Here is a 24,346-nt window from a genome sequence, read left to right on the forward strand (position 1 = left end):
ACATGTTAGCGCAAGATTATACTGCTGCTGCAACCACTTGATCTGTGCTTAACACACCTTGTTCAATCAAGCGGTTGGTGCAGGCAATAATTGCATCAATAGATGAGGTCACGATGTTGTCATGTACCCCTGCACCAAAGGCAGATTTACCTGTGCCTTTCACTTGCAATTCAATTAAAGCCAACGCTTTTGCATGTGCGCCCGAGCTAATGCTGCGCTCTTCATAGTTCAAGACATCAATTGGCAATTGCAATGCATTCAAAATTGCTGAAATTGGACCATTGCCTTCGCCGCGTAAGCGTTGCGTTTCGCCGTTTACCACAACATCTAGTTCAATGACTTGATTGCCATTTTCATCAGACAATTTGTAGTTTTGCGTTGCATATTGCGCATCTTTTACCGCAACGTAAGTTTCTTTAAACAAGTTCCAGATTTCGCTTGCGCTAATTTCTGTACCTTGTTCATCGGTACGTTGTTGCACAATTTGCGAGAATTCGATTTGTAAACGACGCGGCAAAGTCACGTTGTAGTTCGATTCTAACAAGTAAGCAATACCGCCTTTACCCGATTGTGAGTTGACACGAATCACTGCGTCATAGTCACGACCTAAATCTTTCGGGTCAATTGGCAAGTAAGGCATATCCCAAATTTCTTCGTTTTTCTGGAACTCAAAACCTTTCTTAATTGCGTCTTGGTGTGAACCAGAGAATGCGGTAAAGACTAAGTCACCTGCGTACGGATGACGAGGGTGTACTGGCAAGCCTGTGCATTCTTCAACTGTTGCAATAATTTCGTTGATGTTTGAGAAATCCAACTCAGGTGCAACACCTTGGGTGTACATGTTTAAGGCAATTGCCGCAACGTCTACGTTACCTGTGCGCTCACCGTTACCAAATACACAACCTTCTACACGGTCTGCACCCGCCATGATGGCCAATTCAGAAGCGGCAATACCACAACCACGGTCATTGTGACAGTGTACTGAAATGATCACGCCATCACGACGCTCAATGTTACGGTGCATCCATTCAACTTGGTCTGCATACACGTTTGGTGTAGACACTTCCACTGTTGCAGGCAAGTTTAAAATGACTTTATTGGTTGGCGATGCTTCCCAAATTTCAGTCACCGCATCACATACATCCTTAGCCACGTCTAACTCAGTTGCAGTAAAACATTCTGGGCTGTACTGGAATACCCACTCAGTTTCAGGTTGCTTCGCTGCGTATTCTTTTACTTTGGTTGCAGCGTTGATGGCCAATTGTTTGGCACCCGCCACATCTACATTCAAGACTTTTTGGCGGAAGGTAGGCGAGTTGGCATTATAAATATGCACAATTGCACGTTTTGCACCTTGTAAAGATTCAAAAGTACGTGCGATTAAATGGTCACGTGCTTGTACCAATACTTCAATATATACGTCATCTGGAATATGACCTTCTTCAATCAATTTACGTGTGAAATCGTAGTCAACTTGAGATGCCGATGGGAAACCAATTTCGATGTGTTTAAAACCAATTTTCACAAGCATTTGGAACATTTTGAATTTTTGTTCAATGTTCATTGGCTCAAAGATCGCTTGGTTGCCGTCACGTAGGTCGGTACTCATCCAGATTGGCGCTTTGGTAATTTCGTTATTTGGCCATTGGCGGTCTGGTAAGTCGACACGCTGGTACATACGACGGTATTTTTTACTTGGATCTGCCAACATCATGTGAAAACTCCTTGAATAGTAGCGGTTGCATCGGTCGTGGATAACGGCAACTTACTATAAATATAGATTGTGTCTATTCTATCAATTTACAAGCTATTTTCAGGAGACTATCGCTAAAAGTCGAATCATGGCACTTGTAAACCAATATCTGTATGTTAATCGATCTGCAAGGGTAATAATTCCCTGTTTTTTACATATACGGCATGTGCTGTGAAATATTTTTCGGCTATTGGCTGTTTTGGTGATAAATATAACTGCTGTTGATTAGTTCGATGCAGTTTGTTCCCATAAGTGCCATTGTGACTTCAAATTCTTCTTTTAACAACTTGATAGTATGCGCTGCCCCTAGCGCGCCTGCAACTGCCAAGCCATAAATATATGGACGACCGACCAAAACTGCATTTGCTCCCAAGGCCAGTGCTTTAAAAATATCTGTGCCACGACGAATACCACTGTCCAATAAAATGGGGAAATCTTGCGGTAAAATTTTTCGCAGCGTGCCTAAAATTTGAATTGGGCTGACTGCGGTATCTAAGATTCGACCACCATGATTAGATACAATAATACCGTGTGCACCGTACTGATACGCCTGCTGCGCATCGGCAGGATGTAGAATACCTTTGAGTAAAATAGGCAGCGGGCTGTGTTGTAACAACCACACAATATCTTCCCATGTGGCAGCCTGCTGCATTAGTCCATCAAAAAGAGGATGCTGATTTTCCTTGAGATGAGAGGTGTTTACAGGTGTTTGATATACTGCCTGAATATGTGCAGGTAATTGAAAATAAACGCGACGTTCACGATCCCGAATGCCCATGTACGGTGCATCAACCGTGAGAACAATGGCTTGAAAAGCATGATATTGAGCTTGAAAAATCAAATCCAAAGCGGCTTCACGACTACCTTGCCAATACAGCTGAAACCATTTTGGCGCAGAAGAAACCTGATTCAGTGTGCTCATTGAGGTGGTACTTAAATGACTGAGAATCATAGGTGCTTGCAGGGCGGCAGCGGCTTGTGCTGTGGCAATTTCCCCCTGCGGATGAAACAGTTGTTGATAAGCCACGGGGGCTAAAAAAATCGGGTGGGGATACTGTTCGCCCAAGAGCTGAATTTGGGTATTTGCCCCTGCAAAAGAATTTAAATGACGTGGCAACAATTGAATATTGGCAAAAGCAGCTCGGTTATTGTTTAGACTGTATTCATCGCCCGCAGCGCCTTCTAAATTAGCCCATGTGGTTGCATTTAAATGTAGTTGCGCCTGTTTTTGATAGTCGGCAATGGTTTGTAAATGTGGGGGAATATGGTTTAAGGCTGCCAATGGTGCGGTATTCATAATTGACTCCATTGACGAATCAAATTGTGATAGTGCGCAGTCAGGGACAATACTTCTGTGGTATCACCAAGTTGTTGACGTAATTGCAGAATGGTCATGTCTAAATTGAACAACATACTGCGCTGCCAGTCATCTTTCACCATACTTTGACACCAAGTAAAAGCTGCAATTCTTTGACCTGCTGTTACTGGTTCAACCCGATGTAAACTGGTCGCAGGATACACAATCGCATCGCCCGCACTGAGTTTGACTTCATGGCTACCATAGTTGTCTTCAATAATCAGTTCACCACCCTGATATTCTTCGGGTTCACTTAAAAATAAAGTCATAGAAACATCAGTACGAATCGGACGTTGTGCCTGCGCACAATATTGCACCGCACTATCGACATGATTGCCATAAGTTCCTGTGTTTTGATAACAATTGAACATTGGCTGGAGGATATGCAAAGGGAGCGCGAACGACTGTATTAAAGTCTGCTGTTTCAGTGCGCTGAGGATGTCTTGTGACAGTGTTGCACAGCTCGGATGTTGCAGGTCAAACTGCAAATTCTGTTTAATTTTCTGTGCTTGAGCCCCTGCACTGAGTTGACCATTTTGCCATGCATCTGCGGTGTCCAATTCAGCACGAATTCGTTGGACTTGAATTTTGCTGAGGACCTCTGGAATGTGAAGCATCATACCGATTCTTCCTGAAAAAGTTTGAATTCAAACTGCTGAACATTCTACAGCGTTGTTCGGCATGCAAAGTTCGAGCAATAGATGGTATGAAAAATAATCTATCGCTCGAATCTAAATCTGTAGCCTGTTTTAAGCGGGCTACTACAGATTTGCTATAACTTAGAACTTGTAGTTTAAGCTGATTGCTGCCGAGCGTGGCTGCCCAAGCACGACGCGACCACCACCATTGTTTAGCGTGCTGATGTATTCTTTATCGGCAAGGTTATAAAGGTTTAAATTTAACGAGGCATTTTTGTTGAAGTTGTAGCCTGCCAATGCATCAAACACGACATAGCCTGGAATATTTGGCATGTTGGCTGGTGCGTTGCTGTCAGTCACAACACGTTTTTGTTCATCGACATAACGCGCGCCCAAACCTAATTTAAAGCCCGCCCAGTCGTAGGTTGACCATAAACTTGCAGTCCATTCAGGCGACCAACGTTCCGATAAGGTTGTGGCACTCGTTGAACGTTGATTGAGTTGTTTCACTTTCATGTGCGCAACGCCTGCAGACAAATTCCAGTTTTCGGTCATTTGACCAACGGCACTCAACTCAATGCCATCGACCCGTTTTTTACCCTCTTGTACAGCAAGCTGAGAAATTGGATCTATAGTCGATTGATTTTCATTTTCTGTACGATACGCTGCAGCAGCCAAAGCCAGCTTGCCTTGTAGTAACTCCCATTTGCTGCCTACTTCATAATGATGGGTTTCTTGAGGCTTGGCATTGATTGCGTCATTGCCCGATTCAGACAGGCTAAAGTTGGCGCTGCCGGGCGGAGTCAGCGATTTTGCATACGCAGCGTAAATGCTGCTATTTAACGTAGGCTTATACACAGCGCCAAGTTTCCAACTGAACAGCGTATCGTGGGTGCTCAGATCTGTGGCCACCAAAGCATTTCCCCCACGTGGCAGAGTAAGCCCTTGATAATCTGTTTCATAATAATCGACCCGTACGCCACCATTCAGTTGAAAACGCTCCCCAAATTTTAGAGTATCAAATAAATATGCGGCTGCCGTTTGGGTTTCACCATCGGTATAACCGCCATTATAAATAAGCGCTGGCATGGCTTGATTGCGGTCTGGGTGATAAAGATTGGCCCACGGTGTATCGGCAGTGGCTTCGCCAGGCATCTGGGTTGCCATGAGTTTGCTAGATTGCTGTTCTTTTAAAAACTCCATGCCTGCAACAACATCATGCTGTACTGCCCCCGTTTTGACACTCCAGTTTAAAGTGCTTTGATTGGCCAGAATTTTATTTTCTTGATCGACGCCTTGGCGGGAGCGGTTCACTTCCCATTCGGCAGGGTTTGATGAACCATTGGTTCGAAGACCATTTGCACCTGTATTGATGCCTGTTAAAACCCGATTCATGTGGGTTTTCGCTACACGGGTGATATTGGTCAGTTTGAGTTGATCGGTTAAATCACTTTCAATTTTTGCGGTGAACATATCAGCATCGACATCTTCATAGTCATTGACATGACCATAAAAATTCTCCCGATTAACTTTAGGCGCAGTGGCTAACAGTGAATCGGTATTGTAAAAGCCTTGCATGCCCACAGTTGGAATGCCACCATCTGGAATATTGCGTTGTCTGATGTGTTGAGAATATAAATAAAGGCGTGTGGCAGTGTTTAATCCAAAGGCAATAGAAGGGGCGATGGCATAACTATTGTTTTCAATATAGTCACGTCCTTCTATGCCGCCTTCTTGCCCCATTACATTTAGACGAAATGCGGTATTTGGATTGATGGCCTGGTTAATATCTGCAGAAAGTCTTGTATGTTGTGCTGTGTTGTAAGTTGCAGAAATTTCCTGACTGCTTTCACTTTGCGGTAATTTGCTGACTAAATTGATATAACCCGATGCTGCACCACGACCCGCTTCTGAACCCGATGGGCCTTTGACAACTTCAATTTGATCAATGTTAAATACATCACGGCTGATTGCGCCTAAATCTCGGACACCATCAACATAGGTCGAGGTTTGGGTGGAAAAACCACGCATTTGAAAGGCATCGCCAGCACTAGTATTGCCATTTTCTCCCAATTGTAGAGTAATGCCTGGTGTATTGCGTAAGGCTTCAACTAAGGACGTTGCGCCTTGTTCTTGTAGCATTTCTTTTTTAATCACAGAAATTGTTTGTGGGGTATCCAACAACGGCTGTGTATATTTTGCAGAACTTAAACGGTCTGCCTTGTATTTGCTTTCGGCTTCTGATTTAACCGTAATGGTGGGTAAGTGGGTGACGTCATCTTCAGGGCTTGCGGCATGTGCAAGTAGTGGAAGAGAGGCGGCTAAAGCCATCAGTTGCGCAGAGCGATTGTGTTTGCGGCTTTTGATCTGTGCCATTTATGGTATTTCCCTAAATGTAAACCAACAGGAGGCCACGCTTTATTCAGCGTTTTTAGTTCAAAATGAATAAAGTGTGAAGTTGTTGTTATGACGTCTATAACAATTGTTGCTAATTGTATTGAGAATCATTATCAACAACAATGTGCGGAACGGCACTTTTTTCTAATTCTTATTTGAAAATAATAATCATTATCAATATTTTTATTTAATAAAACGATGTGAACGTGAAAGGCTTGGGAGTAAAGACAGAAAACCCTGCCGAAGCAGGGTTTGAGATGAAGTTTTAAGACTTAGAAGTCATAAGAAACAGAGAGCCAGTAGTTACGACCTGCTAAATATGTACCTTCAGAACTGCGTCCGATAGATAGATATTTATATGCCTGTTGTGTATCACCATTGATATCGATGTAATCCATATTTTGGGTAAAGTCTTTATCTAGTAAGTTGTTTACCGCAGCATTAATACGAATGTGATCGTTAAATTGATAGCTTGTGCCTAAGTTAAAGAGGTTATACCCAGAGAACTCATTATTTGTTTGTACTTCAATGCTTTGTGAGCCGGCATCTGTTGGTTTGGCAGTAAAGCGAGGGCGACCAGATTGGTACTCATGTTGTAACCAAATATCAAATGCATCATTAATATGCCAAGTTGAAGTCAAGTTAAGTAAATGTTTAGCAGTTGATTCTAAAGCATACCCTTTATCATCACCTTTGGTGATTTCTGATTCTGTAAAGGTGTAGGAGGCTTTGATATCCCATTCTGGGATAATTTGGTACTGCAATGAAGTTTCTAATCCGTAAATTTCTGCTTCATCAGCATTAAAGCTTTTACTAAAAGAGGTAACTTTGTTGCTGAAGTTAGAACAGTTATTGGTTTGACAGCTAAATGTTTTAGAAATAATTTTATCTTCAACTTGGTTGAAGAATGCTGTTGCCGTTAAATTTAAAGCATCAGTCGGTTGATAATTAAAACCAAGTTCATAGTTGACTGAAGTTTCTGGATCTAGATCAGGATTTCCGAGACTTGGTGTTGCACCTTGTCCACTATAACCATTGATACCGTTATACAAATCTTTGGCTGATGGAGTTTTATAGCCTGTGCTGACGCCTCCTTTAATCGTTAAGTCATCAGTTGTATTCCATACTAAATATGCGCGCGGGCTAAACTGTCCACCAAAACCACTGTGATCCTCAAAGCGTCCACCAAAGGTAAAATAAAGGTTATCTCTTAATTGCCATTCATCTTCAGCATACAGTGACCAAGTATCTTGAGTAAATTCTTTACCAATGCCTGCGATATCATCTGCAATAGTAGTGTCTTTATATTCGGTGCCAATAGTGAGTTTGTGGTTCGCAATTGGAGTGACTAAATGTGAGTCAAAGACTAAATCAGTATTTTCTAATTTGCGGGGTTGTCCTGCAAGTGCTGGAAATGCATCCGTTGGAATGGTGCGTCCTTTAGTCTCAGTTGTATTCTGACTGATATAAGTTTTCCACAAACCGAAGTTATATTGTCCATCATGACCTGCAGCAATTTGAATACGATTAAACTCAAGTTCATCTTCATATCCTGCAATACCGCCACGAGAAATGAAGTTACCCAAACGTTGATCTGAATTGTCATATTTTTGAGTTGATGAAAAACCATCGATCCAAAAAGAGTTTTGATCATCAAGTTTAAAGTCTAATTTTGCACCGATATCATAATTATCAGCTTTGCTTGGGCGTGGGTCACGACCTGTTGAACCCTGAATACGCTCTGAACGTTGACGGTCTAAATAGCTGCCACGTAGTTGCAAACCTAAACGGTCATTGATCAGTGGTCCATTGACGACAAAACTGGTTTTCCATGAGTCTGCTTCGGCATTACTTTCCATGACATTACCGCTGACAGTGACATTCCCATTCCACTCATCAGACACTTTTTTGGTAATGATATTGATCACACCACCCATCGCTTCTGAGCCATAGCGAGTAGCCATAGGTCCACGAATCACTTCAATTCTTTCGATTGCAGCCAGTGGGGGTAAAAATCCGTTTGATGTTTCTCCAAAACCATTTGGGGTAACATCTGAAGAGGTAGTTTGACGACGACCATCAATTAAAATTAAGCTGTAATCATTTCCAAGACCACGCATTTTTATATTTAGACCAGAGGTTTTACCGACACCAGAACGTATATCGATACCAGGAACATCTGCCAGTAAGTCTGCAATGCTGGTCGCATTTTTTTTCTCAATATCTTCTTTACTGACTATACTTATAGATGCGGGTGCATTTTTTAGCTCTTGTTCAAAACCTGCCGCTGAAACCACAATTGTGGAAAGTTGGTGGGTTGAAGTCGCATCGGTAGAGGTATTTGCGAAAACAGCAGTAGAGGTTGCCCCAAGTAATGCAAGACACAGCGGGTGTAGGTTGAACTTAGCCATAAAATTATATCTCTAATATGAATCAATGATCCTAATTTAGACCTATATGGTAATTAGAATCATTCATGAAGGAGTTGGCTAATAATAATGATAAGGATTCTTATTTACAACAAGAAATATACACAAAGTTGAAAATTTACAGAAAATAGCGCTCCGATTAAAAAAATTCAGTCGAGATCAGAACGTATTTTGTATATCCTTTAATGTTGTCATATAATGTGGCACTTTTTTATAAACTGTTATTACTAACTATATCGAGGAAGCCATGCAAGTAACTTCTGAAGCGGTTTCGGGCGTTGCCCGTCGTTTAAATGTATCTGTACCGACGAGCCGTATTAACGAGCAGTTTGAAGCTCGCTTGAAACGCACTGCCAAAACTGTGAAGATCAACGGCTTCCGTCCAGGTAAAGTGCCTCTAAACGTTGTTCGTCGTGAATACGGTGCGGGTATTTATCAAGAAGTGGTCAACGACATTATTCGTGACACCGTGTTTGAAGCAATCCAACAAGAAAAAATCAATGCTGTGGGTATGCCAAACATCGAAAAAACTGAAATGAAAGACGACGCTTTAGTATATGAAGCGACTGTTGAAGTTTATCCAGAAGTTGAAGTGAAATTTGACGGTTTGGAAGTTGAACGCAAGTCTTCTGAAGTAAATGATAGCGATGTTGAACAAATGCTTGAAAACCTTCAAAAGCAACGTGCTTCTTGGGTTGAAACCAAAGGCATGGCGAAAAAAGACATGCAAGTGACTTTCGACTTTGAAGGCACTGTAGATGGCGAAAAGTTTGAAGGCGGTGCTGCTGAAGACTTTAAACTAGTACTTGGTTCTGGTCGCATGATTCCTGGTTTTGAAGATGGCATCGTGGGCATGAAAAAAGGCGAAGAGAAAGTTATTGATGTAACTTTCCCTGAAGACTACCAAGCAGCAAACCTTGCAGGTAAAGCAGCTCAATTCAAAATCACTGTGAAACTTGTTGAAAAGCAAAAACTTCCAGAAATTGATGCTGAATTCCTACAAATCTTCGGTATTTCTAAAGAAGATGGCGTAGACAAATTAAAAGCTGACGTTCGTAAAAACATGGAACGTGAAGTGAAAAATGGTTTACGTAACCAAGTGAAAGGCGCAACTTTTGATGCTTTGGTTGCTGCAAACGAAGTTGAACTTCCAGCAGCGATGGTTGCTCAAGAAGTTGACCGTCAACGTCAGCAAATGATTCAGCAATTCACTCAGCAGTTTGGTGCGCAAGGTGCAAAAGCATTTGACTCAAGCATGCTTCCAGATGAATTGTTCAAAGAACAAGCTGAAAAATCTGTAAAACTAGGCGTATTGGTTAGCAAAGTATTGGCAGATGCTAAACTTGAAGTTGACCAAGCACGTGTAGATGCTTACATCGAAGATATGGCTTCTTCTTATGAAGATCCAAACGAAGTAATTGAATACTTCAAAAATGACAAACAACAGCGTTCACAAATCGAAGCAGTTGTTTTAGAAGATCAGGTTGTAGATCACATCTTGGCTTCTGCAAAAGTGACTGATACATCTGTAAGCTATGAAGACTTATTGAAAGAGCAACAAGCTCGTCAACAAGGCTAATTGGCTTTAGGTAAAAAAGGCGCTTTGTGCGCCTTTTTTATTGCATCGCAGTTTTTGGTTTTTCACAGATCGACAACATTTAACTCAAAATATCTACGATTTAAGCTGTGAATATTTTGCAATTTAGACAATTATCCCTCATATTGTGAACATGAGTCGTGTCACAAGAATTTAGGAATAAATAACCATTATGTATGTTCCAACAATTGAAAATGCTTTAGTACCCATGGTGGTCGAACAATCATCTCGTGGTGAGCGTTCTTTTGATATTTATTCACGTCTTTTACGTGAACGTGTCATTTTCTTAACGGGTGAAGTCGAAGATAATATGGCCAACTTAATTGTGGCGCAGATGTTGTTTTTAGAAGCTGAGAACCCAGATAAAGATATTCACCTTTACATTAACTCACCAGGTGGTTCAGTGACTGCAGGTATGGCAATTTACGATACCATGCAATTTATTAAACCAGACGTCGTGACTTACTGTATGGGACAAGCAGCATCTATGGGTGCATTCCTGTTAAATGCAGGCGCAAAAGGTAAGCGTTACTGTCTTGAGAATGCCCGCGTTATGATTCACCAACCATTGGGTGGTTTCCGTGGTCAGGCATCAGATATTGAAATTCATGCGCGTGAAATTCTATTCATTAAAGAGCGTTTGAACCGTTTAATGGCAGAACATAGTGGTCAGGACTATGAAACTGTCGCAAGAGATACCGACCGTGACAACTTCATGACTGCGCAGGCAGCGAAGGAATACGGTCTTGTGGATGAAGTTTTAACAAAACGTCCATAAGTTTTAAAGATTGAGATATTGGAGTGACTATGTCCGAACATCCTCAGGGACAAAAACATTGTTCATTTTGCGGTAAAACGCAGTCTGAAGTCGGGAAGCTGATTGCAGGCGAGGACGCATACATCTGTAATGAATGTGTGGACGTATGCTTAGACTTGGTTCAGACCAGTCAACAAGTTGAGTCGGGTGATTGGGCAACACGTCCATTGCCAAAACCACATGAAATTCGTGCTGCGCTTGATCAGTATGTAATTGGTCAAGATACTGCGAAAAAAACCTTATCGGTTGCAGTATATAACCATTACAAACGCCTAAAAGTGAGCAATCAGGCGCATAAAGCAGGCGATGCTGTCGAAATCTCAAAAAGTAACATCATGTTGGTAGGTCCAACGGGTTCGGGTAAAACCTTACTTGCACAGACCTTAGCACGTCTATTAGATGTGCCTTTTGCAATGGCAGATGCCACGACTTTAACCGAAGCGGGTTATGTGGGTGAAGATGTCGAAAACATCGTGCAAAAGCTGTTGCAAAAAGCCGATTACGATGTAGAAAAAGCACAAAAAGGCATTATCTACATTGATGAAATTGACAAGATCACGCGTAAGTCTGAAAACCCATCAATTACTCGTGATGTGTCTGGTGAAGGTGTTCAGCAAGCCTTGCTCAAAATGATTGAAGGCACGGTGGCTTCTATTCCGCCTCAAGGTGGACGTAAGCATCCGCAGCAAGAATTCATTCAAATTGATACTTCAAATATCTTGTTTATTTGCGGTGGCGCATTCTCTGGTTTAGAGAAAATTGTGCAGCAACGCCAAGAAAAAGGCGGCATTGGTTTTACGGCAGACGTGAAGAAAAAAGATGAAGGCAAGAAATTGTCTGATTTATTTCGTCAGGTAGAAGCAACCGATTTGGTGAAATTTGGCTTAATTCCAGAGTTCATTGGTCGTTTGCCTGTAATTGCAACGCTAGACGAGCTAGATGAAGATGCATTGATGCAAATTCTGACCGAGCCGAAAAATGCCTTAACCCGTCAATATCAATACTTATTCGAGATGGAAAATGTCGATTTAGTCTTTGAAGAGGCGGCATTACGTGCAGTGGCGAAAAAAGCCCTTGAACGTAATACAGGTGCGCGTGGTTTGCGTTCAATTCTGGAAAATGCCTTGCTCGAAACCATGTACGACTTGCCAAGCCGTACCGATGTTGGCACAGTGGTAGTGACTGAAGCGGTGATTGAAGAAGGTGCTAAACCTGAATTTCAGACCGAACGTCAGCCTCAAACAGAAGAACCTGCAGCAGAAAAAATTGACTTAAAAGTATTAGACAGCAAAACTGCTTAATACGCTATTCGTCTGAAACGTGCAGAAACGCTAGGTTTCGGCACGTTTTTTTATTGTCAAAAAAATCAAGGCAGTGTTAATCTTAGACCTAGGCGTGGATGCCCATTATTCAAAACAACAATTGCAAAATGAATTTGCAGCGTGATTTCAAAAACGTGATTTACAAAAATAAGAAACGCAGTGAGGGATAGACATGCGTGGTGTCGCAATCTTGGTCGTGACCAGTTTAATGTTGCTGGGATGTCATGGCAAAAAAAACGTGGTGCAACAAACGCAACCACCTAGTACCTTAAAAGTTTTAGATTTAGAACAAAAACCTGGTTTTGTAGAACAACACCGTTTGGGCATGATGACCATTGGTGGTTGGGTCAATCAAAAACTAGGGCAAAATTTTAAACCTGTTCAGGCACAACATGCCGATGCTGCCATCGTGTATTTATATCGTCCAGATTCTAAATGGAACAGACAGGAAATTGTCGCTGCTAGTATGTTTATCAACAAACATCGGATTCCAAGTTTATTGCACAATCATTATTACTGGGTTGAACTGGCACCGGGCGCGTATCGTCTGAGTGTGAGTCGTCCTTTGGGTGCATTACATTTCCAAAAACCAAAGTATTTGGATTTTCAGGTACAGGCAGGGCAGTCGTATTTTATTAAATATGATGAAGAAAACTTGAGTACCCGCAAAGAGGTTTCAGGGCCTTTAATTCTTATGCCTTCAAGTACGGCACAACAGGAAATAGCGTTTACTCAATTGAAAACCGAAAGCTATAACTTTGTCGCGGAAGATCAAACCACAGGTAAGTTGCGTAAAAAGCCACAAAAAATCAAGCATGAGAAATATGACCCTGCGGAAGATGTGCACTTAACCCAACCCTTTAAATTGTGGGATCCGAGAACGTGGTAAGGTTTTGCATCTTTATCTCATGCATTGCTTTTATTTATTTCCAGTAAGCATAAAAAAGCACCCAATGTTGGGTGCTTTTTCGCTTATTACTAAATTGGAATATTATTCTGCTGCAGCATCTACAACGGGAATCTTGCCAATTTTAGCTTGCCAGATTTTTGGTGCAATCGCGTGGATAGATGTACCATTGACATCTACCGCAACAGATACAGGCATATCTTCAACTTTGAATTTGTAGATTGCTTCCATACCTAAGTCTTCAAAAGCAACCACTTCTGCTTCACGTACTGCTTTAGATACGAGGTAAGCCGCACCACCTACAGCCATGAGGTAAGTCGCTTTGTGATCTTTGATGGCTTCAATTGCTGCAGGACCACGATCTGCCTTACCAATCATACCGAACAAACCAGTGTGTTCTAAGACTTGGCGGGTGAATTTGTCCATACGGGTTGCCGTTGTTGGACCTGCAGGGCCAACGACCTCATCACCAACAGGATCGACAGGGCCAACGTAGTAAATGAATTTGCCTTTTAAGTCGACTGGTAATTCTTCACCATTGTTGATCATGTCGACCATGCGCTTATGTGCAGCATCACGACCTGTGTAAATCGTACCGTTTAATAACAACGTGTCGCCCGGCTGCCAAGAGTTCATTTCTTCTTGGGTAATGTTGTCTAAATCTACACGTTTAGATTTAGATGAATCCCAAGTTACTTCTGGGTAGTCCTCAAGTTTAGGCGCTTGAATATGCGCTACACCTGAACCATCTAACTGGAAGTGTGCGTGACGAGTTGCCGCACAGTTTGGAATCATACCCACTGGTTTGCCTGCAGCGTGGCAAGGGTAGTCTTTGATTTTAATATCAAGAACTGTGGTTAAACCACCTAAACCTTGTGCACCAATACCAAGTGCGTTCACTTTCTCGAAGATCTCGATACGGAGCTCTTCCATTTTGTTTTGTGGGCCACGACGTAATAATTCGTCCATGTTGATTTCTTCCATGAGTGCTTCTTTTGCAAGCATCATGGCTTTTTCGGCAGTACCACCAATACCAATACCAAGCATACCCGGTGGACACCAGCCTGCGCCCATAGTCGGAACAGTTTTAAGTACCCAATCTACAATTGAGTCAGATGGGTTCAACATCGCCAATTTAGATTTGTTTTCTGAACCGCCACCTTTGGCAGCAACTGTAATATCTACTTTGTTACCCGGAACGAGTTTGTAGTGAATTACTGCAGGGGTGTTGTCTTTGGTGTTTTTACGACCAAATGCAGGATCAGCCAATACCGATGCACGAAGTACGTTTGAGTTTTCTAGGTAACCTTGACGTACACCTTCGTTGATCGCATCGTCCAAGCTCATGGTTAAATCAAATTTAACGTCTAAACCCACTTCAAGGAATACGTTTACGATACCAGTATCTTGACAGATTGGACGATGACCTTCTGCACACATACGTGAGTTAATTAAGATCTGTGCAATCGCATCTTTCGCAGCTTTGTTTTCTTCACGATCATAAGCACGGCTCATCGCTTGGATGAAGTCTTGTGGATGATAGTAGGAAATGAACTGAAGCGCGTCTTTGATCGAAGTGATCAAGTCATCTTGCTTGATAATAGTTGTCATATCAAAAATCTCTTGAGCGGGCGGATAGCTAGCGGGCTAAATTATAAGATAAAATGCAGCGATTGTGGGCACTTTGATCAAGCTTTGGGCGAAAGTTTAATATCAGTCGTTAGCTTGAGAGAATTTGTGAAATATCCATAAAATTATGTCGTCAAAACGGGCCATGATTTTGCTGTTTTGTTGGTGCAAATTTAGCTATGTTCAAAGACTTCTTTGGAATGATGTTTGGGGTAAATATGAATGATCACACGCATTTAGCTGCTCAGATTATCCCCATTTATCAACGGCATGCAAAAGCGTGGACAGACTTGCGCGGTCAGTTGTTATATGAAAAAACTTGGCTGGATCGTTTTCTTGCTTATTTGCCTGCGCAGGCCAAAATATTAGATTTGGGCTGTGGTTCGGGGCGTCCTATTGCTGCATATCTATTACAGCATGGGCATCAACTTACAGGAGTAGATAGCGCAGACAGCATGCTGGAGATGGCACGTGAACATTTTCCTGAACAGTGCTGGATTGAAGCCGATATGCGCTCAGTGAACTTGAATCGGTGCTTTGATGGTATTTTGGCGTGGGATAGCTTTTTTCATTTAACGCCAAACGATCAGCGCTGCATGTTCGAGAAATTTGCGCAATGGTCTACCGCCAATACAGTTTTAATGTTTAGCAGTGGACCTGCTGCGGGTGAGGCGATTGGGGAAATGTTTGGTGAAGCACTTTATCACGCCAGTTTGTCGCAGGATGAATATCGGCAATTGTTAAAAGATTATGGCTTTAAAGTTGTGAAAATGCTCGCGGAAGATCAGGACTGTGCAGGGCATACGGTGTGGTTGGTGCAGAGGTTTTAAAAATAGATTGGATGGAGCTAATCAATTTTTGTAGTGATCTATGAATCTACAGTGTGGAATAAAAAAACCACCCAATTTTTCAATCAGGTGGTTTGTAAAACTTAACTTTACGAATTATTGAGCTGCTTGTTGCTCTGCCTGAATCGCAGTCAATGCAATCGTGAACACAATGTCATCTACCAATGCACCACGTGACAAGTCATTCACTGGCTTGTTCAAGCCTTGTAGCATTGGGCCAACACTCACCACGTTAGCAGAACGCTGTACTGCTTTATACGTCGTGTTACCTGTGTTCAAGTCAGGGAAAATGAACACATTGGCGCGACCTGCAACTTGAGAGTTTGGTGCTTTAGAGCGACCAACACTTTCAACCGATGCTGCATCGTACTGTAATGGGCCATCAATCAGTAAGTCAGGACGACGTTGTTTCGCAATTTCAGTCGCTTTCGCTACTTTTTCTACGTCAGCACCTGCACCCGAAGTACCAGTTGAGTAAGAAATCATGGCAATACGTGGGTCAATACCAAACGCTTTTGCAGAGTCAGCAGATTGAATCGCAATTTCAGCCAATTGTTCAGCATCTGGGTCTGGGTTAATCGCACAGTCACCGTACACATATACTTCATCTGGTAACAGCATAAAGAATACTGAAGATACCAATGAATAATCAGGTGCAGTTTTAATGAGCTGGAATGCAGGACGAACTGTATTGGCTGTAGTATGCACAGCACCAGACACCAAACCATCAACCTGATCAAGTGCTAACATCATCGTACCTAATACGACAGTATCTTGCAGCTGTTCACGTGCTTGATCGTCAGTAAGTTTGCCTTTACGCATCGCAACCATTTTTTCGACATAGTTTTCACGAATCAAGTCAGGATCAATGATTTCTAAGTCGTGTGGAAGCTCAATACCGCGTGCTTTGGCAACATCGACTACCGCTTCTGGTTTTGCCAATAATACGCAGTGGGCAATACCACGTGATTGACAAATCGCTGCAGCTTGAACGGTACGTGGCTCATCACCCTCTGGAAGCACGATACGTTTTTTCGCTGCAATAGATTTTTGCACCAATTCATGGCGGAACGCAGAAGGCGATAAACGTGGTTTATGCGTATCGCTGATTAATTGGGTTAACCATTCTGCATTGATGTGACTGGCCACAAAGCGGGTAACTTGTTCTGCACGCTCAGTATCATCTACAGGAATTTCGTTGCTCAGGTTTAATAACTGTTGTGCAGTTTCAAAGGTGCTCAATTTAGTATGTAAAATTGGCAAGCCATTTTTCATTGCTGCTTGGCAGAACTCTAAAGCTTGTGCGCTTGGTGCTTGATGTTCAGTTAACACCAAACCTGCAAGTGGAATACCATTGCTGCTGGCTAAGCTACTGGCAAGCAATACATCGACACGGTCAGAACCACTGATAATCAGCTCGCCTGCAACGAATTTATGCATTTCGTGTTCAATATTCGATGCAATTAAGCTGCTGTGTAATACACGGCGCTGCGCTGCTTCACCTTGGTTAATCCATTCTGCAGAAATGTGTGCAGCCAAGTCCGACATGCGTGGCACACTTAAAGTATTGCTGAATGGCACCAAGCCAATCACTGGCATGCAATCTTTACCAATCATTGGATGTGTAGTTTGAATTTTGCTGACAAACTGGTTGGTGTCGCTAATTAAACGTAAGTTTGGATCAAGCGTAACAGGAATTTGTGCAGAATCTTCTGGTAAACCTTTGGTACGCATAAACAATACGCCCGCAGTACGCTCACAAGTTGCACCACCAAAGAAACGTAATTGATTGTCTACTTTTGACGCTGTTTTAACAGCATTGTTGATGTCGGCATTGCTGACAATAATGACTTTTGCATCAAGTGCTTTAGCCAAATTTGCATTCAATTCAGTTGCAAATGGATCACGTCCGTTTGGCAACACGCCTTCTACAATAATGATATCGTGATGTTTAGAAATTTCACGATGTAAACGAACTGCATCTTCAAGCAATTCGTCATTTTCATCATTTTTTAAACGCTCAGTCAGCGCAGTATAAGAAATCGGCTCAACTGTTTCATGCTTGAACAGGTGACGATACAACGCAGTTGTGCGGTCTGCTTCAGGTTGTAATTCTTGTGAAAAAGGCTTTAAGAAACCTGCTTTTACGCCTTGGCATTCCAAAGCGTAAATTAAACCTAAACATGCTGATGTTAAACCAACACCAATTTCTGTAGGAACCAAAAGTATTGTTTTCATAATTTTTTCTAAATCGTAAAGGGACTGATTGAAAGTGGCTGAGCACTACGATTGCTTAAGCAATCGCAGCGTCACATTCAGACTTTTTTGCAGCTGACTTTAGCTCCTCTGCAACTTGCGCAGTTTCTTTCGCAATACGGCCTTCTTCGTCAGTTGGTACAACCCAAATTTGTGGACCGCCTGTACCTGCATCAATACGACCTTCAGTACCGCGTTTTAAGCTGTCATTGCGTTCTTTGCTGAAGTTAAAGCCAAAGTGTGGCAAGTAAGATACAGTTTTTTCACGGATGTACGCAGAGTTTTCGCCAATACCACCTGTGAAGAATAAGCCATCTAAGCGTGGTAAACCACAGCTAAGTGCAGCTAAAGATTTAGCTAAACGGTAGCAGAATACTTCAATTGCAAGCGTTGCATCTTCGTTGCCTTGTTCAGATGCTTCAATCAGGGTACGCATGTCGTTCGATAAGCCTGACAAACCAAGTAAACCACTTTGGCTGTTTAGCATTTTGTCAATTTTGTAGATATCCCAACCTAAGTTGCTTGCAAGGAAGCTGTGTAAGCTTGGGTCTACATCACCACTACGAGTACCCATCACCAAACCTTCAAGTGGGGTTAGGCCCATCGATGTGTCTACACTTTGACCATTCCAGATTGCACAAGTCGAGCTACCGTTACCCAAGTGAGCAGTTAACCAGCCACCTTGTTTGAAGCTGCCAGCCAACTCTGAACCGCGCTCTGAAACGTATGCGTGACTTGTACCGTGGAAGCCATAACGACGTACGTTGTGGTCGGTATATAAGAATTTAGGCACTGCATAACGGTAAGCGTGAGCAGGCATCGTTTGGTGGAATGCAGTATCAAATACAGCCACTTGCGGAAGTTCTGGGAACAAACGCATTGTTGCTTCAATACCCACCAAGTGTGCAGGGTTGTGTAAAGGTGCAAGCGGAGTTGCTTCACGAATACGTTGCACGATTTCTTCAGTTAATAATTCTGCTTTGGTTAAAGTACCGCCGTGTACAACGCGGTGACCAATGGCTTGTGGCTTATATTGAGATAAGCGACCAAGAATAGTTTCCAATGCTTTTTCATGGTCAGCATGTGGAATAGAAAGTTCGAGCGGCTCACCACCTGCGGTAATGCCTTTAATGCGCGCATCAGCAGAACCTAGATTTTCTGCCAAACCAAAGATACGATCTCCAACGCTTTCAGATACAAGCGCATATTTGATAGAAGAAGATCCGCAGTTAATCACTAATACTGATGTAGTCACTTTTATGTACCCGAATTCTAATTGAAGTTATCCCTAGTCAATCAAGCTGCATTGCAAGATATGGCAAACGGCAATCTATTGTGTTGCAATCTTGATCATTACGTATGTTTTATCATGGGTTTTTTATTGCTCCTAGATAGACTTTAGGAGATTAGACTTAAGCATTATCGACCATGAAATCAGAAATAATTAAAATTTATCAGCCCGAAACTTTCATTTTTTCATGAAATGATGGTCTAAAATTTCTGCTTAATTCCTGTTGTATTCTCTTAACATAGCACACTTCATTCTGCAGGCGAGTGGCAAACTGTTTTAAATTATTTCCTCAATCTTTGTCGGTTTATTTTGATTTGGCAGCGTATTTAATTTCCGACCAACGGACAATCACATAAGCAATCAGTGCCACCATAAAAAACACCAACATCATCCACGCCAAGCCTTGTAAGGTTTCAATAATGGTGCGGTAAATTTCCAATACCCAGCGTTCTTGCGTCAGTTCAATCACAATTCTTTTGTCATTTTCGGCATAGGTGAGTGGGGTAATGTATTTTTCCATATCGTAAATACGAATGCCTGAAGATGTGCCGACCACCATGCCTGCAAATTTGGTGTACTTTGCCCATGCTTCATGAATTGGGTCGTGGATGATACGCGCCAAAATTGCATTGATGGAGCTGGAAAACAGACGCATGACAATGAACGACACCAACAGTGCTAAAGCAAAGGTACTAATAATCAAATAATAAAACATAAGCATCGCCACTCTTTTTGATGATTTTTCTAATCTTGATGGTGTTTTTATTTTAAGTGAGCGTGAGGCAGAAATGTGTAGTGGAACTGTGTCTTAAAACAATGTCTAAAAAATAGAAGGGAATAATGTTCAGCTTCCTGTGAAACTGAACATTATATTTGGATATTGCAAAATTACAGATGGATTTTATTGGCGGATTTGACCATCGCCAAACACGATCCATTTTTGTGAGGTTAAACCTTCCAAACCGACAGGGCCACGGGTATGAATTTTATCGGTAGAGATTCCAATTTCAGCACCTAAACCATATTCAAAACCATCAGCAAAGCGTGTAGAAGCGTTAATCATGACTGAACTAGAATCTACCGCAGCCAAGAATTGACGCGCCAAACTAAAGTTTTCAGTAATAATGGCATCAGTATGATGTGAACCATATTTATTGATATGTTCAATTGCCTCATCAATTCCTGAAACCACTTTAACTGCCAAAATTGGGCCTAAATATTCGGTGTACCAATCTTCTTCGGTTGCTGTTTTAACACTTGTACCCAAAATCTTTTGGGTTGCAGGACAGCCGCGTAATTCGACTTGTTTTTCTGCATATAGCTCGGCAATACGTGGCAAGAATTGTGCGGCAACAGCCTCATCGACCAACAATGTTTCCATGGCATTACAGACGCCATAACGGTGAGTTTTTGCATTCAGGGCAATAGGCAGGGCTTTTTGTAAATCGGCCTGTGCTTCTACAAATACGTGACAGTTACCATCCAAATGTTTAATCACTGGAATACGCGCTTCATTGCTGATGCGTTCAATCAGACTTTTACCGCCACGTGGCACAATTACATCTACATATTCAGACATGGTAATTAATTGCCCAACGGCAGCACGGTCTGAGGTGTTAATCACTTGCACCGATGTTTCTGGCAAGCCTGATGCTTTTAAGCCGTGTTGAATCGCGGCAGCAATCGCTTGGTTAGATTCCAGTGCTTCAGAACCACCACGTAAAATAATCGCATTGCCTGATTTTAATGCCAAAGACGCAGCTTCAAGGGTTACGTTTGGACGTGATTCGTAAATCATGCCCACCACACCTAGCGGTACACGCATTTTGCCCAATTGAATACCAGATGGACGGTAAGCCATATCGGTAATTTCACCAATTGGATCCATGAGACCAATCACATCTTTCAGACCTTGTAACATGCCTTTAAAGCGTGCGGGGTTAAGTTCTAAGCGATCAAGCAGTGCGCTATCCAAGTTGTTGTTACGACCTTTGGTCATATCAATTTGGTTGGCAGCTAAAATAGCGGACTCGCTATTTTCCAATGCCGTATAAATAGCCGATAACGCATTGTTTTTAGATTGGGTAGAAGCGCTTGCTAAGACACGAGAGGCTTGGCGTGCTTGTTGTCCTACCGTTTGCATATATTGTTCAATAGACTCTTGCATAGCGGTTTGATCACTTAGAAATTTCAACTCGATATTAACAGTCTGTGCCTGCACAATGAAGCGTCTCAGCGGAAAATCGACTAAATTGTTCAATCTTTTCATATTTTTCAATGCTTTCATCACAAAAATTAATATTTTGAAATGCTTTATGATTTAAAAGTAGATGAGCGGTCATAGAAAATGTTGCGTATAAAATCAGCACCTGTATAGAATGATGCGATAACGACATTGATGTCATTCACAACAATAAGCAGGATGCCACTTTAATTCAGATAAGTGGGTAATCGTTCAATGACGAACACTTGCACAATAAAAATAAAATGCGCATGGAGGTAAGGAATATGAATTCCATGATCCAGATGGACACGGATGTACAGGACGCAAGTTCGCATGTCTGTTTTTTTGATATTTACGATAAACACAGCTTTAAACAACCCGCTCGTACCACTTGGATCAACGGCTGGAAAGTGGAATACATGGCAATTGCTCAGCCAGAAACCGCACATTTAACTCCAATTGTGATTATTGGTGGTGCATTCCAAAACTTTAATTCATATAAATATTGTGTCGAGCAGCTTTTTCGTGCAGGGCCAATCATTTTAATTGATATGCCATCTATGGGCGCCAATCAGCAAATGACCAATGTGGAAACAGGTGAGTCGGCAGGAACGCTAGAACTGCATGATTTAGGTCAGATGTTGGGTGATTGGCTGGATATTGTCGGCTTAGATAAAGTATCCGTCATGGGCATGTCATTGGGTTCGGTGGTGGCATCGTGTCTAGCAGATCAGCGTCCTGAATTGATTGATCGCATGATTTTAATGGGGGTTATGCAAAAGACCCGTAAAAGTTGGCGCATGTTGCTTGAAGAATCACTGCATTTAATGAAAGAGCAGCGCATGGATGAATTTGGTCAGGCGGTGATTTTATACTTGGTCAATCATGCCAAAATGGAACAAACTCGCATGTCACCGACTGCAAAGCGTTTGTTTTACCGACAAATGGCCGACTTTACCGCTACAGAGCAAGATCGCTACGATGTGAACTGCAACCGTTTATTGCGGTTAACCAATGTGCCTATTCCGCAATGTAAGGTTTTGGTGGCGTGTGGGCAATATGACAGTTTTACCTTGCCGCATGAAAATGCCAATTTTGCCTTACAGTGCCCGAACATGGAATTTGCCATGATTGCCAATGCAGATCATGTGCCGCAATTACAGCGCCGTAAAGAAACCATGAATTTATTTGCGACCTTTTTAAGCGATGAATCTATTCAGGACTTAGATGGCATTATTCCAATGACACGTGCGCAACTATTGACGATGGAACGCCGTGGAGAAGCGCGTATTCGGGTGCAAAATCCGCAAAGTCATTTGCAGTATCGTCATTCTGATTTGAAAATTGCTACGCACATTGTCGATTTAAACTTCTTTGGTGTATTGCTTGATTTTGAAAATGCTGCGTTGGCGGCACAAGCAGCACAGTTTGAACGAGATATGGCCTTAGAATTACAGGATGAGGAAGGCAGTTTTAGCATTGAATGTTTAATTTTTGAAAGCCAAGGGCAGCAACTACGCGCATTATTTAAGCATGGTAGTTTTGAGGTGGCAGAGCGTTTGTTGCGTTATGTGGAACGTCAAAAAGCGGCTGCACAAAATTTGGAATATGCCCGTTAGTAGATAAAATCAGTGCTTGGTTTAAAATTATCCAAAGAAAATAGAATCAAAATAGCGTGTTAAACCACGCTATTTTTTTTGTAGGCATGAACCATCCAGACTAAATCGCCTAAATGTTCTGCGGTTGTTTTTTCTAAAGAGCTGTTGGAAAAATACAGTTGTGGTTGTTGTAGCTGCACTTGCTCAAAACCTGCATTTTGAAAAAACTGAGTTAATTCCTGCGGAGATTGAAAGTGAAAGGTGAAAGCACTGCGTGACATAAATTTCAATAATCGGCTGCAGTTCCAAATAAAATTGGCGAGCTTGTTTTTGACGGGTTCAGGGTAAATATCGGTTAAATAATGCAGTTCTGGAAAGTCTTGGGTGTAGTTACACATGCCATTTAACAGCTGTTGTAGCATGTCTTTGCTGAAGTAGTTAATTAAACCTTCACTAATAATTACTAAGGGCTGCGAGTGATCAAAATATTCAAAGGCCTGTTGAAAGGATTCACTAAAAATATCGGCGGTGAGAACTTCAGGTGCGTCGTGGTCAATTTGTCGTAACGCTTGAGTTTTAATTTGCGCCATATCAGGCAAATCCAGTTCACGGTAATTCAGTTCAGGATATTTTTGTCGAAAGTTCCAGCTGCGTGGTGACAGCCCAGATGCAATTTCGAGCACTTGTAATTGCGGATGTTGCTGAATCAGTGCGGTTAAGTGTGCATCAATCATTTGGTGACGTTGTTTGAGGGTGCTGCGCATACTGCCGCCCACATGACGTTCTGCCCAGTTTTCTAAAGGATGTACCAATTTGGCTAAAAACTTGCCTTTTCGGGTCGCAAATACAGGATGTGAAATCCCCCTTTGATACCAGATATATCCCGTATAATGTGCGGTAAAAGAAATATGCCGATGTTTGGACAATGCAGTCGTGTCTGAGCGAGTTGGCTTGGCATCCGAGTTGTGCATTTCAGTCCTTTTTTCTGTCGTGATTTTGCTGTTCAGCAATGTTTTTGTCATTTTCGTATAGACCTTAATTGTTTGTATGGTGGTCGTTGTCTTTTTAGGCATGCTTTGACACTCAAGCTGCGGTGTCAGGCATATACTCAAAATAGAATAAGTTTATCATAATCAAAAAGGAACAAGCTGTCGTGTTCCTTTGTCGTATAAATGCTGTGAAAAAGTGAAGGCGTATAGGGTCTGTTGACATTTCATAAATGGCTTGCGCTGTAGGCTAAAACTGAGCAGATCAGGCATAAAACGCAGGGAATAGTGGACCTA

At 42.1% G+C, this 24,346-nt stretch carries 17 protein-coding genes; 6 read left to right on the forward strand and 11 right to left on the reverse strand.

Annotated features, from left to right (window positions below):
* Positions 1–16: 16 nt before the first annotated feature.
* From leuA to FTT74_RS08615, 5 genes are all read right to left on the reverse strand, one after another.
* Positions 17–1,714, reverse strand: coding sequence for a 2-isopropylmalate synthase (gene leuA / locus FTT74_RS08595; RefSeq protein ID WP_179988896.1), 1,698 nt, complete (start codon positions 1,712–1,714; stop codon positions 17–19).
* 226 nt (positions 1,715–1,940) lie between these two features.
* Entirely contained in the window at positions 1,941–3,050 is a 1,110-nt protein-coding gene (locus tag FTT74_RS08600) for an alpha-hydroxy acid oxidase (protein WP_179988895.1), read from the reverse strand.
* Complete coding sequence (locus FTT74_RS08605; RefSeq protein ID WP_179988894.1) at positions 3,047–3,730, reverse strand: Fe2+-dependent dioxygenase; 684 nt, start codon at positions 3,728–3,730, stop codon at positions 3,047–3,049. The genes FTT74_RS08600 and FTT74_RS08605 overlap by 4 nt, the downstream gene beginning before the upstream one ends.
* A gap of 159 nt (positions 3,731–3,889) precedes the next feature.
* Entirely contained in the window at positions 3,890–6,124 is a 2,235-nt protein-coding gene (locus FTT74_RS08610) for a catecholate siderophore receptor Fiu (protein ID WP_179988893.1), read from the reverse strand.
* A gap of 293 nt (positions 6,125–6,417) precedes the next feature.
* The gene (locus FTT74_RS08615; protein WP_004974851.1) at positions 6,418–8,556 is read right to left on the reverse strand and encodes a TonB-dependent receptor domain-containing protein; all 2,139 of its coding nucleotides are present in this window, start codon (positions 8,554–8,556) and stop codon (positions 6,418–6,420) included.
* Between the two features lie 265 nt (positions 8,557–8,821).
* Between FTT74_RS08615 and tig the strand changes: the two genes are divergently transcribed.
* The 4 genes from tig to FTT74_RS08635 all read left to right on the forward strand — a co-directional run bounded on the left by tig (position 8,822) and on the right by FTT74_RS08635 (position 13,199).
* Positions 8,822–10,153, forward strand: coding sequence for a trigger factor (gene tig / locus FTT74_RS08620; protein ID WP_179988892.1), 1,332 nt, complete (start codon positions 8,822–8,824; stop codon positions 10,151–10,153).
* A gap of 190 nt (positions 10,154–10,343) precedes the next feature.
* Positions 10,344–10,949: an ATP-dependent Clp endopeptidase proteolytic subunit ClpP gene (gene clpP, locus FTT74_RS08625; protein WP_004974855.1), complete on the forward strand. Its 606-nt coding sequence runs from the start codon at positions 10,344–10,346 to the stop codon at positions 10,947–10,949.
* A 29-nt stretch (positions 10,950–10,978) separates the two neighbouring features.
* Positions 10,979–12,289, forward strand: a complete 1,311-nt coding sequence (clpX, locus tag FTT74_RS08630; RefSeq protein WP_179988891.1) for an ATP-dependent protease ATP-binding subunit ClpX — start codon at positions 10,979–10,981, stop codon at positions 12,287–12,289.
* 193 nt (positions 12,290–12,482) lie between these two features.
* Positions 12,483–13,199, forward strand: coding sequence for a DUF2846 domain-containing protein (locus tag FTT74_RS08635; protein ID WP_070153234.1), 717 nt, complete (start codon positions 12,483–12,485; stop codon positions 13,197–13,199).
* Positions 13,200–13,301: 102 nt separating this feature from the next.
* Here the strand turns inward: FTT74_RS08635 and FTT74_RS08640 are convergent, their stop codons facing one another.
* Positions 13,302–14,828, reverse strand: coding sequence for a fumarate hydratase (locus FTT74_RS08640; RefSeq protein WP_004974861.1), 1,527 nt, complete (start codon positions 14,826–14,828; stop codon positions 13,302–13,304).
* 236 nt (positions 14,829–15,064) lie between these two features.
* Between FTT74_RS08640 and FTT74_RS08645 the strand changes: the two genes are divergently transcribed.
* The gene (locus tag FTT74_RS08645; RefSeq protein ID WP_026438429.1) at positions 15,065–15,676 is read left to right on the forward strand and encodes a class I SAM-dependent methyltransferase; all 612 of its coding nucleotides are present in this window, start codon (positions 15,065–15,067) and stop codon (positions 15,674–15,676) included.
* Between the two features lie 114 nt (positions 15,677–15,790).
* Here the strand turns inward: FTT74_RS08645 and pta are convergent, their stop codons facing one another.
* The 4 genes from pta to FTT74_RS08665 all read right to left on the reverse strand — a co-directional run bounded on the left by pta (position 15,791) and on the right by FTT74_RS08665 (position 21,408).
* A complete protein-coding gene (pta, locus tag FTT74_RS08650; RefSeq protein WP_004974865.1) occupies positions 15,791–17,932 on the reverse strand; it encodes a phosphate acetyltransferase in 2,142 nt (713 codons plus the stop codon).
* A 55-nt stretch (positions 17,933–17,987) separates the two neighbouring features.
* Positions 17,988–19,205: an acetate/propionate family kinase gene (locus FTT74_RS08655; RefSeq protein ID WP_096901391.1), complete on the reverse strand. Its 1,218-nt coding sequence runs from the start codon at positions 19,203–19,205 to the stop codon at positions 17,988–17,990.
* A 340-nt stretch (positions 19,206–19,545) separates the two neighbouring features.
* Complete coding sequence (locus FTT74_RS08660; RefSeq protein ID WP_026438428.1) at positions 19,546–19,956, reverse strand: hypothetical protein; 411 nt, start codon at positions 19,954–19,956, stop codon at positions 19,546–19,548.
* Positions 19,957–20,142: 186 nt separating this feature from the next.
* Positions 20,143–21,408, reverse strand: a complete 1,266-nt coding sequence (locus FTT74_RS08665) for a glutamate-5-semialdehyde dehydrogenase (protein ID WP_096901406.1) — start codon at positions 21,406–21,408, stop codon at positions 20,143–20,145.
* A gap of 341 nt (positions 21,409–21,749) precedes the next feature.
* Here FTT74_RS08665 and FTT74_RS08670 point away from each other — a divergent pair, with 341 nt between their 5' ends.
* Positions 21,750–23,084 carry an alpha/beta fold hydrolase gene (locus FTT74_RS08670; RefSeq protein WP_004974874.1) on the forward strand — a complete coding sequence of 445 codons (1,335 nt, stop codon included), beginning with the start codon at positions 21,750–21,752 and terminating at the stop codon, positions 23,082–23,084.
* Between the two features lie 59 nt (positions 23,085–23,143).
* On the opposite strand, the gene FTT74_RS08675 is transcribed toward FTT74_RS08670, so the two are convergent.
* A complete protein-coding gene (locus FTT74_RS08675; RefSeq protein ID WP_004974878.1) occupies positions 23,144–24,034 on the reverse strand; it encodes a class I SAM-dependent methyltransferase in 891 nt (296 codons plus the stop codon).
* Positions 24,035–24,346: the final 312 nt, after the last annotated feature.

This window comes from Acinetobacter sp. YH01007 (assembly GCF_013420425.1).
In the GTDB taxonomy this organism is placed as follows: Bacteria; Pseudomonadota; Gammaproteobacteria; order Pseudomonadales; family Moraxellaceae; genus Acinetobacter; species Acinetobacter towneri.

Excerpts from the sequence above, each read along its gene's own strand:
- FTT74_RS08660 (WP_026438428.1), bottom strand. The coding sequence starts at position 19,956 with ATGTTTTATTATTTGATTATTAGTACCTTTGCTTTAGCACTGTTGGTG.
- FTT74_RS08600 (WP_179988895.1), bottom strand. The coding sequence starts at position 3,050 with ATGAATACCGCACCATTGGCAGCCTTAAACCATATTCCCCCACATTTA.
- clpX (WP_179988891.1), top strand. The coding sequence starts at position 10,979 with ATGTCCGAACATCCTCAGGGACAAAAACATTGTTCATTTTGCGGTAAA.
- tig (WP_179988892.1), top strand. The coding sequence starts at position 8,822 with ATGCAAGTAACTTCTGAAGCGGTTTCGGGCGTTGCCCGTCGTTTAAAT.
- pta (WP_004974865.1), bottom strand. The coding sequence starts at position 17,932 with ATGAAAACAATACTTTTGGTTCCTACAGAAATTGGTGTTGGTTTAACA.
- clpP (WP_004974855.1), top strand. The coding sequence starts at position 10,344 with ATGTATGTTCCAACAATTGAAAATGCTTTAGTACCCATGGTGGTCGAA.
- FTT74_RS08670 (WP_004974874.1), top strand. The coding sequence starts at position 21,750 with ATGAATTCCATGATCCAGATGGACACGGATGTACAGGACGCAAGTTCG.
- FTT74_RS08645 (WP_026438429.1), top strand. The coding sequence starts at position 15,065 with ATGAATGATCACACGCATTTAGCTGCTCAGATTATCCCCATTTATCAA.
- FTT74_RS08615 (WP_004974851.1), bottom strand. The coding sequence starts at position 8,556 with ATGGCTAAGTTCAACCTACACCCGCTGTGTCTTGCATTACTTGGGGCA.
- FTT74_RS08640 (WP_004974861.1), bottom strand. The coding sequence starts at position 14,828 with ATGACAACTATTATCAAGCAAGATGACTTGATCACTTCGATCAAAGAC.
- FTT74_RS08675 (WP_004974878.1), bottom strand. The coding sequence starts at position 24,034 with ATGCACAACTCGGATGCCAAGCCAACTCGCTCAGACACGACTGCATTG.
- FTT74_RS08605 (WP_179988894.1), bottom strand. The coding sequence starts at position 3,730 with ATGATGCTTCACATTCCAGAGGTCCTCAGCAAAATTCAAGTCCAACGA.
- leuA (WP_179988896.1), bottom strand. The coding sequence starts at position 1,714 with ATGATGTTGGCAGATCCAAGTAAAAAATACCGTCGTATGTACCAGCGT.
- FTT74_RS08610 (WP_179988893.1), bottom strand. The coding sequence starts at position 6,124 with ATGGCACAGATCAAAAGCCGCAAACACAATCGCTCTGCGCAACTGATG.
- FTT74_RS08635 (WP_070153234.1), top strand. The coding sequence starts at position 12,483 with ATGCGTGGTGTCGCAATCTTGGTCGTGACCAGTTTAATGTTGCTGGGA.
- FTT74_RS08665 (WP_096901406.1), bottom strand. The coding sequence starts at position 21,408 with ATGCAAGAGTCTATTGAACAATATATGCAAACGGTAGGACAACAAGCA.